Source organism: Micromonospora sp. DSM 45708 (assembly GCF_039566955.1).
Lineage (GTDB): Bacteria > Actinomycetota > Actinomycetes > Mycobacteriales > Micromonosporaceae > Micromonospora.
Genome location: NZ_CP154796.1, coordinates 3,094,853 through 3,108,078 on the forward strand (window position 1 = coordinate 3,094,853; position 13,226 = coordinate 3,108,078).

Consider the following 13,226-nt stretch of genomic DNA (forward strand, 5'->3'; position numbering starts at 1 on the left):
GCGGCCGGCCGGAGCGGGACCCTCCGACCGGCCGCCGGTCCGCGGATCAGTCCCGCGACAGGTCCAGCAGCGCGTCGGCCGGGTCCGGGCCGGGCGGACCCGCCGGCCACCACTGGCCGGAGCGCCTGCGGAACGGGTACCAGTGGCCGTCCCGGCCGTAGCGCACCTGCACGTCCCGGCCCACGGTCCAGCGGTTGCGCCAGTTCTTCACCTGCGGTGCGCCGTCGCCGGTGACCCCGGCCGCGCGCAGCGCGTCGGTGGCCCGGGACACCAGCTCCTTCGGCGGGCTGAACACCGCGTCGACCGCGTCCAGGCCGGCGACGCCGGCGTACTCCCAGGCCCTGATCGCCCGGGGCAGATCGTCGGCCCGGCCGCTGGCCTCGCCGAGGCGGCGCGCGGCCCGCGAGCGCGGCATCCGCGCCGCCAGCCGCACGGCGTCCTGCCAGGCGTCGGGCTCGGGCGCGAGCACCTCAGCCGCGGTGGCGGAGAGCAGGTGCCGGGCCCGGGACGCGGCGTCCGCGGCGAGCACGCCCAGCGCCTCGGCGTCCAGGCCGGGCGCGTCGTGCGGGTCCAGCAGCGGCGCGAGCGCCATCGGCTCACCGTGGACCGCCGGCGGCGGCGCGGGCAGCGCGGCCGGGGCGGTCGCGTACGCCTCCTCGGCCCGGACGCCGACGACGGCCACCTCCTCGGCGGCGGCCGGGCGGCCGGTGTTGCGCGCGCGCAGCTCCTCGATCAGCTCCGGCTCCGCCCGCCCACGCATCAGCAGCAGCACGAACGGATCCCGGTCCAGCAGCCAGGACGCCTGGTAGGACAGCGCGGCGGCGTGCCGGCAGGGGTGGTCCCAGGACGGGCAGTCGCACGCCGGCTCCAGGTCGCCGTAGCCGGGCAGCAGCCGCACCCCGGCGTCGTCGGCGGTGGCCACCAGTTCGCGCGGCATGTCCCGGTCGAGCAGCGCGGCGATGTGTCCGGCCCTGGCGGCGACCCGGTCCAGCAGGCGGTCCCACTGCGCGTCGGAGAGCGTTCCGATCCGGACCACGGTGTCGTGCGGGGTGTACTGGTCGCCGTCGTGCACCGGCGCGGAGATCCGCCCGGGGCTCACCGTGATCGGCCCGACCTGACCGGCGAACGCGTACCGCCGGCCCTTCCTGAGCTGGTCCGCGTCGAGCGCGGTGTGCTCCATCGACTCGATCCAGGCGTTGCCCCACCAGGTGTCGGCGAACGTCCGGCCGATCCGCCGGACCGGCCCGAACGCCGCGAAGCTGCGGGCCCGCCCGTCGTCCCCGGCCGGCTCGGCCGCCTCGTCGTCGTCCAGCTCGTCGTCGAACCCGAAGTCGCAGTCCACGTCCGTCATCCCTCGTCGTCGCGCAGCCGCACGAGCCGGAACAGCTCGGCGTCGGAGAGTTCGGTCAGCGCGGTCTCGCCGCCGGTGAGCACCGCGTCGGCCAGCTCCCGCTTGGACTCCAGCAGCGCCGCGATCCGGTCCTCCAGGGTGCCCTGGGCGATCAGCCGGTGCACCTGCACCGGCTTGGTCTGCCCGATCCGGTACGCCCGGTCGGTGGCCTGCTCCTCCACGGCCGGGTTCCACCACCTGTCGTAGTGGATGACGTGGTCGGCGCGGGTCAGGTTGAGACCGGTGCCGGCCGCCCTGAGGGAGAGCAGGAACACCGGCACCGCGCCGGCCTGGAACCGCTGGACCATCTGCTCGCGCTGCGGCACCGGTGTGCCGCCGTGCAGCAGTTGCGCCGGCACGCCCCGGTCGGCCAGGTGCCGCTCCAGCAGCCGGGCCATCTGCACGTACTGGGTGAAGACCAGGGCGCCGCCGTCCTCGGCGAGGATGGTTTCCAGCAGGTCGTCGAGGAGCTGCAACTTCTCCGAGCGGCCGGACAGCTCGCCGTGCGGCTCCTTCAGGTAGTGCGCCGGGTGGTTGCACACCTGTTTCAGGCCGACGAGCAGCTTCAGCACCAGCCCGCGGCGGGCGATGCCGGTCGTACTGGTGCGGATCTCGCCCATCACCTCGTCGACGACCCGGCGGTAGAGCGTCGTCTGCTCGCCGGTGAGCGAGACCAGATGGTCGGTGACCGTCTTCGGCGGCAGCTCCGGCGCGATGCCCGGGTCGGACTTGCGGCGCCGCAGCAGGAACGGACGGACCAGGCGGGACAACCGGTCCACGCCGGACGCGTCGCGGTCCACCTCGATCGGCCGGGCCCAGCGGGCCCGGAACGTGTCGACCCGGTCCAGCAGGCCGGGCGTGGTCCAGTCGAGAATGGCCCACAGCTCGGAAAGGTTGTTCTCCACCGGCGTGCCGGTCAGCGCCAGGCGGGCGTCGGCCGGGATCTCGCGCAGCGCCTTCGCGGTGCCGCTGAGCCGGTTCTTCACGTACTGCGCCTCGTCCGCGACCACCATCCCCCACCGCCGCCCGCCGAGCACCGCGGCGTCCAGCCGCATGGTGCCGTAGCTGGTCAGCACGAATCCCTCGGTGAGGTGGTCGAGTGAGCGGGCGGTGCCGTGGAACCGGCGGACCGGCACGCCCGGCGCGAACCGCCGGATCTCGCGTTCCCAGTTGCCGAGCACCGAGGCGGGGCAGACCACAAGCGTCGGCCCGGCGAGGGTCGGGTCGGCCCGGCGGCGCAGGTGCAGCGCGATGACCGTGATCGTCTTGCCCAGACCCATGTCGTCGGCGAGGCAGCCGCCGAAGCCGAGCGAGGTCATCCGGTCCAGCCAGCGCAGCCCGCGTAGCTGGTACCCGCGAAGCGTGCCGTCCAGCCCGGCCGGCGGGGCCGGGCGCTCCGGGCCGCCGTCCGGGTCGGCGATCCGCTCGCGCAGCGCGCCGAGCCAGCCGTCGGCCACCACCTCGACGCGCTCGTCGTCCACCTCGGCGCTGGCGATCAGCGTGGCGGCCAGCGCGTCGTACGCCGTGAGCGGGCGGAGCCGGCGCTCCCGGGCCTTGCGCGCCAGCTCCGGCTCGACCGCCACCCACCGCCCGCGCAGCCGGACCACCGGCCGGGACGTGGCGACCAGGTCCATCTCCGCGTCGGTGAGCGCCGCGCCGCCGAGGGTGAGCTGCCAGCTTCGCGGCATCGGCGCGGCCGAGCGGAAGAAGCCGGCCGGATCGGCCGGCTGTTCCGGCGGCGAGGAGATCAGGACGCGGGCGTCGAGCTCGCGGGACAACCGCGGCGGCCACTCGACGTCGATGCCGGCCGAGGCGAGTCGCCGTTCGGCGCCGCCGAGCAGGTCGACCAGGTCCTCATCGAGCAGCTCCAGCTCGACCGGGGCGGCCTCGTCGAGCAGCCGGGCCAGCGGCTGCCACACCGTGGCGGCCCGGCGCACCGCGCGCATGGCCTCGAACGTGGCCTGCTCGCCGAGCCCGTGCCCGTCGCCCGTCCACAGCGCCGCCGCGTCGCTGACCACTGTCGGGTCGGCGAGGCTGCGCAGGCGGACCACGGCGGTGAGACCGATGGCCCCGAGGTCGCCGCGCTCTTCCAGCCGCAATGCCACCCGCAGCCCGGTGTCCACGCCGGCGGAGACCTCCCGCGCCCACTCGCGCAGCTCCTCCGCCGGCTGCGGGGCCAGGCCCGCGAACCGGTCGTCGCCGGTCAGCCACGGCGCTGCCGGGATGCGCGGCAGCGTGTCGGCCACCGCGTCCAGGAACGCCCGGACCAGGTTCTCGGCGTCGGGCAGCAGGAGCGTCTCGGCGAACGGGTCGACAGGCGTGGCGCGGGCCTCGGCCGGCATCGCCGCGGCGAGCGCGCGGACGCGTTCCACGTCCGCGACGTCGAACGGGCCGACCCGCCAGGCGTCGTGCCCGGCCGGCGTGACGCCGGGCAGCAGCCGGCCGCGCGCCACCAGGTGCAGGCCGGTGACCGCCACCGCCGACCAGAACGCGGCGGCGGGCGTCACGTCCGCCTCGTCGCGCAGCGCGACGAGCTGCCGGACCGCGTCGGCGACCGGTACGGCGCAGACCCGCACCCGCCACGCGGCGACCGGACCGTCGAGGGGCAGTGCCAGCTCCCCCTCGCGGACCTCGCCGAGGTCGTCGCACTCGTCCGGCACGGCGTCGCCGGTCGGATCGTAGAAGCTCACCGTGCCGGCCCGGGGCGGGTCGCCCGGCGCGAAGACGACCGCGAACCGCCCGAGCAGCACCCTCGAAACCTCCCGATCGTCGATGCGGCGCAGCCGTCTGCCGATGCCCCACAACCCTGGCGTACAACGTACCGTAGATCGCCCGGCGGAGCCGTCCCGTCCGGGGCGGACGACGCGTCAGGCGCTCAGGGATCGGTACCTGACGACCGACAGCGGCAGGAAGATCGCGGCCAGGAGCAGTGGCCACACCACGGCCATCACCGGATAGTGGGAGGCCACCCAGGAGTCGCCGCCCCAGCCGGGGTTGCCGCACAGCTCCCGGACGGCGCCGACGGTGGCCGACAGCGGGTTCCACTCCGCCACCGCCCCGAGCCACGCGGGCATGGTGGACGGCGCCACGAACGCGTTGGACAGGAAACCGAGCGGGAACTCCACCGTCTGCACGCCGGCGACCGCCGCGGGCCCCTTCATCACCAGGCCCAGGAAGATGCCGACCCAGACCAGGGCGAAGCGCAGCAGCAGGATCAGCCCGAACGCGGCGAGCGTGTCGCCGGCGCCGCCGTGCGCCCGCCACCCGACGGCGAGGCCGGCGAGCACCATCACCGCGAGGGTGACCACCGCGAACAGCAGGTCGGCCACGGCGCGGCCGAGCAGCGGGGCCAGCGGCGACACCGGCATCGACCGGAGCCGGTCGGTGACGCCGCGGTCCATGTCGGCGGAGACGGCCAACGTGGTGAGGCTGATGCCGAACACCATGGTCATGGCGAACATGCCGGGCATCAGGAACTCGCGGTAGCTGCCGCCGCCCGGCACCCGCAGGGCGCCGCCGAACAGGTAGGCGAACATCAGCACCATGACGATGTCGAAGCCCAGCGACGCGATCAGCGGCCCCGGGTCGCGACGCCAGCGCGCCAGGCTGCGCATCGTCAGGGTGACGCTGTCGGCGAGCAGGCACGGCCGGCCGGGCACGACGTCCGGGCCGACCGCGGTGGGCAGCGTCGCGCTGGTCACGCGGGCACCTCCCCGGCGGTCCCCGGGCGGTGGCCGGTCAGGTGCAGGAACACCTCGTCGAGCGTCGGACGGCGCAGCGCCACGTCCGCCACGGTGACGCCGCCGGCGTCGAGCGCCCGCAGCAGCTCGGTGAGCGCGCCCGCGCGGTTGCCGACCCGGGCGCTGACGAGGCGGCGGTCGGGGTCGACCTCCGGCTCCGCACGGGCGACCAGACGGAGCCGCGCGGCGGCCACGGTCAGGTCACCGGCGTCGTGCACCACGAGGTCGATCCGGTCGCCGCCGAGCCGCGCCTTCAACTCGTCGGGGGTGCCCTCGGCGATGACCCGTCCGGTGTCGATCACCGAGATCTGGTCGGCGAGCTGGTCGGCCTCGTCCAGGTACTGCGTGGTGAGCAGCACGGTGGTGCCGGCGCGGACCAGCTCACGGACGGCCTCCCAGACCTCGTTGCGGCTGCGCGGGTCCAGACCGGTGGTCGGCTCGTCGAGGAAGAGCACCGACGGGGTGAGGATCATGCCGGCGGCGAGGTCGAGCCGGCGTCGCATGCCGCCCGAGTACGCCTTGACCGGCTTGTCGCCGGCCTCGGCGAGGCCGAAGCGCTCCAGCAGCTCGGTGGCACGCCGCCGGGCCCGCTTCGTGCCGAGGTGGCAGAGCCGGCCGAAGATGACGAGGTTCTGGTAGCCGCTGAGCACCTCGTCCACCGCGGCGTGCTCCCCGACCAGACCGATGCGGTGGCGCACCCGGTCGGCCTGCCGGGCGATGTCGAAGCCGGCGACCTCGGCCCGGCCCTCGTCGAACCGGAGCAGGGTGGACAGGATGCGCACCGAGGTGGTCTTGCCGGCGCCGTTCGGGCCGAGCAGTCCGCACACGGTGCCCGGCGGGACCCGCAGGTCGAACCCGTCCAGGGCGTAGCTGTCCCCGTACCGCTTGCGCAGCCCCTCCGCGATGATCGCGTGCTCGCCCGCTGTCACGTGGCCTCCTCCTCCGCAGTGCCGGCCTTCGACGCCGCTAGCGTACATCATACGGTAAACAGTACGGCGAGACCGGACACGACGCGGGGACGCCGGCTGGACGGCGGGGTCACGACATGCGGCGGGGCGCGATCCGGATTCGGCGGGGTGCGGTCCGGCGACGGCCGGGACGGCGCGGAGCGGGCCTCGCGACGGCGAATCGGCCCGGGAAAGAGCGGAGGCAAACGCGTCCTCCGCCACCACCACCATATAGCAGACCCCGGGTCTTGCGGCAAGACCCCGGTAGGGGCGCAGAATGGCCGGCCGAAGCGATTCCCCCGACAAGGACAAGGCCGCCAGGAGCGGCGGGTGGCTCGTGTCCGCGTCCGCCCGGACCGGCCCACCACAAGCCTCGCGGCACACCGGCCGGCCGCCGGCCGCAGATCGGAGCTGATTTCGTGAATCAATCCGCCACCAGCGTCTTCGACCTTCCCGAGCACCTCCGGGCGAAGGCCGATCCCGAACTGATCGCCGACGACGAACGGCACTTCACGACCATCGGGGAGAGCCTGCGACGGTCGATCGCCGAACTGTCCGACCGGCTGGACGCCGAGCGCCGGGCCGCCGGCGGCAAGGGCCGCCAGGCCGTCGACCGGGACCAGGAGATCCGCCGACTGACCGCGCGGCTGCGTACCCTGCGCCGGTACGGCCTCGACCTGTGCCTGGGCCGGATGGTCGGCGCGGACGGCGCCGACCCGGTGTACGTGGGCCGGCTCGGCCTCACCGACGGCGCGGGCGGCCGGCTGCTGCTGGACTGGCGCTCCCCGGCCGCCGAGCCGTTCTTCGGCGCGACCCACGCCAACCCGATGGGCCTGGCCAGCCGCCGCCGGTACCGCTGGACGCGGGGTCGGATCACCGACTACTGGGACGAGGTGTTCACCGCGGACCGGCTGGCCGGGCACGCCGCGCTCGACGACCAGTCCGCGTTCATCGCCAGCCTGGGCGACACCCGGTCGGCCCGGATGCGGGACGTGCTCGGCACCATCCAGGCCGACCAGGACGCCATCATCCGGGCCGGGTCGCGCGGCACGCTGGTGGTCGACGGCGGGCCGGGCACCGGCAAGACGGTGGTCGCGCTGCACCGCACCGCGTACCTGCTGCACGCCGACCCACGGTTGGGCGAGCGCCGGGGCGGCGTGCTGTTCGTCGGCCCGCACCAGCCCTACCTGAGCTACGTCGCCGACGTGCTGCCCAGCCTCGGCGAGGAGGACGTGCAGATCTGCACACTGCGCGACCTGGTGCCCGAGGGCGCGGCGGCGACAGCCGAGACGGACCCGGCGGCGGCCCGGCTGAAGTCGTCCGCGGACCTGGTCCGGGCGGTCGACGCGGCGGTGCGCTTCTACGAGGAACCACCCACGTCCGGGATGACGGTCGGCGTCGCGGACGCCGAGCTGCGACTGACCGCCAGCGACTGGGCGGACGCGTTCGCGGCGGCCGGGCCGGGCGTCCCGCACAACGAGGCCCGGGACGACGTGTGGGAGGAACTGCTCACCATCCTGCTGGAGCGGTACCACGGCGACGAGCCGGAACACGCGGTCCGGCGGTCACTGGCCGGCAACCGGGACCTGGCCGTCGCGTTCGGCCGGGCGTGGCCGCTGCTCGACCCGACCGACGTGGTGGCGGACCTCTGGTCGGTGCCGGCCTACCTGCGCCGGTGCGCCCCGTGGCTGAGCGTAGACGAGATCCGTACGCTGCGCCGGGACGACGCCCGCGCCTGGACGGTCGCCGACCTGCCGCTGCTGGACGCGGCGCGGCAGCGGGTCGGCGACCCGGAGGCGTCCCGGCGGCGGCGCCGCAACGCCGCGGCCCTGGCCGCGCAGCGGGAGCGGATGGACACGGTCGTCGACGCCCTGATCGCCACGCACGCCTACGACGACGGCGAGGGCCTGATGACCATGCTCAGCGGCGCGGACATGCGGACCAGCCTGATCGACACCAGCGGGCTGGCCGTCGCCGACCCGGACCTGCTGGCCGGCCCGTTCGCGCACGTGGTGGTGGACGAGGCGCAGGAGCTGACCGACGCGCAGTGGCAGATGCTGCTGTCGCGCTGCCCGTCGCGCAGCTTCACCGTGGTCGGCGACCGGGCCCAGGCCCGGCACGGGTTCGCCGGGTCCTGGCGGGAGCGGCTGGAGCGGGTCGGTCTCGACCGGATCGACGTGGCCCCGCTGACCGTCAACTACCGCACCCCGGCGCAGGTGATAGCCGCGGCCGAACCGGTCATCCGGGCCGTCCTCCCCGACGCCAACGTGCCGACGTCCATCCGCACCGGTGACCTGCCGGTGCGGTACGGCGACCGGTCGGAGCTGGGCGCGGTGGTGCACGGGTGGCTCGGCGCCCACCCCGAGGGGACCGCCTGCGTCATCGGCGACCCCACGTTCCCGGCCACGGCCCGGGTCCGGTCGCTGACCCCGGAGCTGGCCAAGGGGCTGGAGTTCGACCTGGTCGTGCTCGTCGACGCGGCGGCGTTCGGCGACGGCGTCGAGGGCGCGGTGGACCGCTACGTCGCGATGACCCGGGCCACCCGGCAGCTCGTGGTGCTCGGCTGACCGCCGCGGCGCGTGGCAGTGCAACCGGCGGCCGGCGGCCGGGGCGGCGACGTGCCGTCCCGCCGCCGGCGACCGTCCGCCGTCACCGGGCCAGCAGTGCGCGCAGCGCGGCGCTGACCTCGGCCGGCGCCGACTCGGCCAGGAAGTGCCCGGCGGAGGTGGTGCGATGCTCCAGGTCCGGGGCCCAGGCCCGCCACAGCGCCGCCGCGTCGTAGCCGAGCGCCGCGCCCCAGTCCTGCTGGACCACCGTCACCGGCATGGTCAGCCGCCGCCCGGCGGCCCGGTCCGCCCGGTCGTGCACGACGTCGATCCCGGCCGAGGCGCGGTAGTCCGCGACGATCGAGTCGACCGCCTCCCGGGAGGCCCGCAGGTACTCGGCGCGCACGTCGGCCGGGATCGCCGCCGGATCGCCGGCCCAGGCGTCGAGGAAGTACCCGAAGAAGTCGTCCGCGCTGGCCGAGATCATCCGCTCCGGCAGGCCGGGCGGCTGGGCCATCAGGTAGAGGTGGAACGCGACCGACGCGGACGCGCCGTGCAGCACCTCCCACATGTCGAGGGTGGGCAGGACGTCCAGCGACGCCAGGTGGGTGACCGCGTCCGGGTGGTCGAGGCCGGCCCGGACCGCGACCAGGGCGCCCCGGTCGTGGCCGGCGAGCGCGAACCGCTCGTGGCCGAGCGCCCGGGCCAGGGCCACCACGTCGGCGGCCATGGTCCGCTTCGCGTACGTGTCCTCGTCGCGCGCGGCCGGCTTGTCGCTGGCCCCGTACCCGCGCAGGTCCGGGCAGATGACGGTGTGGTCGGCGGCCAGGTCGGCGGCGACGTGCCGCCACATCAGGTGGGTCTGCGGGAAGCCGTGCAGCAGCACGATCGGGCGGCCTGCGCCGCCCACCGCCACATGCAGCGCCACGCCCTCGGCGACGGTGACCCGTCGCGTGTCGAATCCGGCGATGGTGGAAGTCATCGGTCGTCCCTCTCTCGGTTCAACTGGTGCCCGACCAGCGTCGCCGCGTCGGATGAGCAACCGATGAGCGCGGTACGGTGGCCCGGTCGAGGAGGGGACGGTCGGTGCGGGTCAGCTTCGGTGTGCTCGGTCCGGTGACGGCCTGGGACGACACCGGCACGCCTGTCGACCTGCGGGGTCCCCGGCACCGCGCGGTGCTGGCCCGGCTGATCGTGGCCCGGGGTCGGGTGGTGCCGGTCGGGCACCTCGTCGAGGACCTCTGGGACGACCCGCCGGCCGGCGCGGTCGGCGCGGTCCGCACGTTCGTGGCGGCGCTGCGCCGCGGCCTGGAACCGCACCGTCCGCCGCGCGGGCCGGCCCGGCTGCTGGTCACCGACGGACCCGGGTACGCGCTGCGCGCCGCCCCGGACGCGGTCGACGCCTGGCGCTTCGAGACCGCGGTCGCCGACGCCGCCGACGCGCTGCCCCGGCCGACACTCGACCGGCTCGACGCGACGCTGGGCCTGTGGCGCGGACCCGGGTACGCCGACGTCGACCGGCCGTGGGCGCACGCCGAACGCGCCCGGCTCGACCAGGTGCGGCTGACCGCTGTCGAACGCCGGGCCGAGGCGCTGCTCACGCTCGACCGGGCCGCCGACGCCGTACCCGACCTGGACGCCCACGTGGCGGACCACCCGTGGCGGGAGGACGGCTGGCGACTGCTGGCGCTGGCGCTCTACCGGGCCGGGCGGCAGGCCGACGCGCTGGCGGTGCTACGCCGGGCCCGCGAGCTGCTGCGCGACCAGCTCGGCCTGGACCCCGGCCCGCGACTGCGCCGGCTGGAAACCGACCTGAGACGCCAAGCCGACCCCGAGCCGGCCGGTCCCGCACACGTCTGGGCGGAGGCCGCCGCGGCGTACCAGCGCAGCGTGGTGCCGGGCGCGCGGGCCCGGCTGGAGTCCACCGTCGGCCTGCTGCGCAGCCTCGCGGTGACCGGGGCGGGCGGCTTGGCCGCCGCCCGTGACCAGCGGCTGGCGGCCATCGACGCGGCCGAGCAGCTCGGCGACCCGGACCTCACCGCGCGGGTGATCGGTGGGTACGACGTGCCGGCGCTCTGGACCCGGTCGGACGACCCGGAACAGGCGGCCCGGGTGGTGACCGCGGCGGAGCGGGCGCTCGCCGGCCTCGGCCCGGACGCGCCGGAGACGACCCGGGCGCGGCTGCTCGCCACCGTCGCGGTCGAGTCGCGCGGCCTGCCGTCGACGCGGGGCCCCGAGGCGGCCCGGCGGGCCGAGGCGATCGCCCGGCGACTGGCCGACCCGGCGCTGCTGGCCCAGGCGCTCAACGGCGTGTTCCTGCAGACGTTCCACCGCACCGGCCTGGCCGCCGAACGGGACGCCGTCGGCGCGGAACTGGTCGCGCTGGCCGCCCGGCACGGCCTGGCCCCGGTCGAGATCCTCGGACACCTGATCCGGATGCAGGCCCGGGGCGCGCTCGCCGACTTCGCCGGCGCCGACACGCACGCGGACGCCGCGGACCGGCTCGCCGACCGGCACGAGTCCCCGCTCACCGGCGTGTTCACCACCTGGTACCGGGCCATGCGGACCGCGGCGACCGGCGCGTCGTACCCGCGGGCCGAGGCCGCCTACCGGTCGGCCGCGCCCCGGCTGACCGACTGCGGCATGCCGGGCGTGGAGCGCGGTCTGCTCCCGCTGGCGCTGCTGTGCCTGCGGGTGTGGCACGACCGGCCCGCCGACTTCCCCGACGACACCGACTGGGGGCCGTACGCGCCCTGGGCCCGCCCCCTGGTCCTGCTCGCCACCGACCGCCCCGCCGACGCCGCCGACGCGTTGCGCCGGACCCCCGCGCCCCCGCCCGACCTGCTGTGCGAGGCGCTGTGGTGCCTCACCGGCCGGGCCGCGACGGCGCTCGACGACCGGGCCGCGATGCGGCAGGCCCGGGCCGCGCTCGCCCCGGCGGCGCACGAGGTGGCCGGCGCGGGCAGCGGCATGCTCACCGCCGGGCCGGTCGCCGCGCACCTCGACCGGCTCGACGCCGCGCTCCGGTCCGGATGAGCACAGCCGAGGGCGGACCCGGGCACTTGGCCGGGGATGGACCCGGACACTTAGCCGCGGGCGGACCCGGACACTTGGCCGCGGCGGACCGTCGACCCGGCAGGCCGCCGGGCCCCGGCCCGGGGCCCGGACGGCCGGCGGCCGGGACGGGGCCGGGCTAGGGTGCGGCGATGGACGAGCTGAGGCGCCTGCTCCGGCGGGCCGCCGACCACGCCACCGACTACCGGCGGTCGCTGCCGGAGCGGCCGGTCGGTGTGCCGGTCGACCAGGCCGCGCTGACCCGCGCGTTCGCCACCCCGCTGCCGGCCGCGCCCACGCCCCCGGAGCAGGTGCTGACCGAACTGGTGGCCGCCGCCGACCCGGGACTGGTCGCCACCGCCGGGCCGCGCTACTTCGGCTTCGTGGTCGGCGGCGCGTCCCCGGCGGCCACCGCCGCCGACATGCTCGCCGCCGGCTGGGACCAGATCGCGTTCAACGCGGTCACGTCGCCGGCCGCGGTGGCCGCCGAGACGGCCGCCGGCGGCTGGCTCAAGGAGCTGCTGGGCCTGCCGGCGTCGGCGTCGCTCGGCTTCGTCACCGGTGGCCAGGCCGCCAACACCGCCGGGCTCGCCGCGGCCCGGCACCAGGTGCTCGCCGACGCCGGCTGGGACGTGGCACGGCGTGGCCTGCCCGGTGCGCCGCCGGTGCGGGTGCTCGCCGGCACCGAACGGCACGCCACCATCGACCGGTCGCTGCGCCTGCTCGGCCTCGGCACGGACGCGCTGCGCGAGGTGCCGGCCGGCCCGCAGGGCGCGATCGACCCGGACGCGCTGGCCGTGGCGCTGCGCGACGCCGGCCCCGGCCCCACCGTCGTCTGCCTCCAGGCCGGCAACGTCAACACCGGCGCCTGCGACGAACTGCGCCGGGCCTGCGACCTGGTCCACCGGCACGGCGGCTGGGTGCACGTGGACGGCGCGTTCGGGCTGTGGGCCGCCGCCAGCCCCACCACCCGGCACCTGGTGGACGGCATCGAGGCGGCCGACTCGTGGGCCTGCGACGGCCACAAGTGGCTCAACCTGCCGTACGACACCGCGTTCGCGTTCTGCGCCCGACCCGACGCGCACGCGGCGGCCCTGTCGTATTCGGCCGCGTACCTCGTGGGCTCCGGCGGGGTGCCCGCGGGCGCGGACCTGACCGCGGAGTCCTCCCGCCGGGCCCGTGGCTTCGCGGTCTGGGCCGGCCTGCGGGAGCTGGGCCGCGACGGCGTCACCGCGCTCGTGGACAGGTGCTGCGCGCTGGCCCGCCGGTTCGCCGACGGGCTGATCGCGGCCGGGTTCGAGGTGGTCAACGACGTGGTCCTCAACCAGGTGCTGGTCGGCTTCGGCGACGACGCGCGCACCGACCGGGTGGTGGCCGCGGTGCAGGCCGACGGCACCTGCTGGGTGGGCGGGACGACATGGCGGGGCCGACGATTGATGCGGATCTCGGTGTCGAACGCGACCACCACGGCGGCGGACGTGGACCGGTCGGTGGCCGCGATCACCCGGCTCGCCCGCTGAGTCGACGGACCGCCCGGCACCGGGGCACA

8 protein-coding genes are annotated in these 13,226 nt (G+C 76.2%); 3 read left to right on the forward strand and 5 right to left on the reverse strand.

The features are described from left to right. Positions 1-46: 46 nt before the first annotated feature. The 4 genes from VKK44_RS13775 to VKK44_RS13790 all read right to left on the reverse strand — a co-directional run bounded on the left by VKK44_RS13775 (position 47) and on the right by VKK44_RS13790 (position 6,059). Positions 47-1,351 (reverse strand): SWIM zinc finger family protein, encoded by a 1,305-nt coding sequence (locus tag VKK44_RS13775; protein WP_343447345.1) that lies wholly within the window; start codon positions 1,349-1,351, stop codon positions 47-49. Beyond that, positions 1,348-4,140 carry a DEAD/DEAH box helicase gene (locus tag VKK44_RS13780; protein ID WP_343447346.1) on the reverse strand — a complete coding sequence of 931 codons (2,793 nt, stop codon included), beginning with the start codon at positions 4,138-4,140 and terminating at the stop codon, positions 1,348-1,350. Before VKK44_RS13780 ends, VKK44_RS13775 begins: the two co-directional genes overlap by 4 nt. Before the next feature lie 117 nt (positions 4,141-4,257). Continuing rightward, on the reverse strand, positions 4,258-5,091 hold the full coding sequence (locus tag VKK44_RS13785) for an ABC transporter permease (protein ID WP_343447347.1): 834 nt from the start codon (positions 5,089-5,091) through the stop codon (positions 4,258-4,260). Then, complete coding sequence (locus tag VKK44_RS13790) at positions 5,088-6,059, reverse strand: ATP-binding cassette domain-containing protein (RefSeq protein ID WP_343447348.1); 972 nt, start codon at positions 6,057-6,059, stop codon at positions 5,088-5,090. Before VKK44_RS13790 ends, VKK44_RS13785 begins: the two co-directional genes overlap by 4 nt. Before the next feature lie 437 nt (positions 6,060-6,496). On the opposite strand from VKK44_RS13790, the gene helR reads away from it, so the two are divergent. Continuing rightward, positions 6,497-8,644 (forward strand): RNA polymerase recycling motor ATPase HelR, encoded by a 2,148-nt coding sequence (gene helR / locus VKK44_RS13795; protein ID WP_343447349.1) that lies wholly within the window; start codon positions 6,497-6,499, stop codon positions 8,642-8,644. Between the two features lie 82 nt (positions 8,645-8,726). Here helR and VKK44_RS13800 read toward each other — a convergent pair whose 3' ends face one another. Next, complete coding sequence (locus tag VKK44_RS13800) at positions 8,727-9,605, reverse strand: alpha/beta fold hydrolase (protein WP_343447350.1); 879 nt, start codon at positions 9,603-9,605, stop codon at positions 8,727-8,729. A 104-nt stretch (positions 9,606-9,709) separates the two neighbouring features. Here VKK44_RS13800 and VKK44_RS13805 point away from each other — a divergent pair, with 104 nt between their 5' ends. Both VKK44_RS13805 and VKK44_RS13810 read left to right on the forward strand, forming a co-directional pair. Beyond that, the gene (locus VKK44_RS13805; protein ID WP_343447351.1) at positions 9,710-11,659 is read left to right on the forward strand and encodes an AfsR/SARP family transcriptional regulator; all 1,950 of its coding nucleotides are present in this window, start codon (positions 9,710-9,712) and stop codon (positions 11,657-11,659) included. 170 nt (positions 11,660-11,829) lie between these two features. Next, positions 11,830-13,197, forward strand: coding sequence for a pyridoxal phosphate-dependent decarboxylase family protein (locus VKK44_RS13810; RefSeq protein ID WP_343447352.1), 1,368 nt, complete (start codon positions 11,830-11,832; stop codon positions 13,195-13,197). The last annotated feature ends 29 nt before the right edge of the window (positions 13,198-13,226 follow it).

Excerpts from the sequence above, each read along its gene's own strand:
- VKK44_RS13775 (WP_343447345.1), bottom strand. The coding sequence starts at position 1,351 with ATGACGGACGTGGACTGCGACTTCGGGTTCGACGACGAGCTGGACGAC.
- VKK44_RS13800 (WP_343447350.1), bottom strand. The coding sequence starts at position 9,605 with ATGACTTCCACCATCGCCGGATTCGACACGCGACGGGTCACCGTCGCC.
- VKK44_RS13810 (WP_343447352.1), top strand. The coding sequence starts at position 11,830 with ATGGACGAGCTGAGGCGCCTGCTCCGGCGGGCCGCCGACCACGCCACC.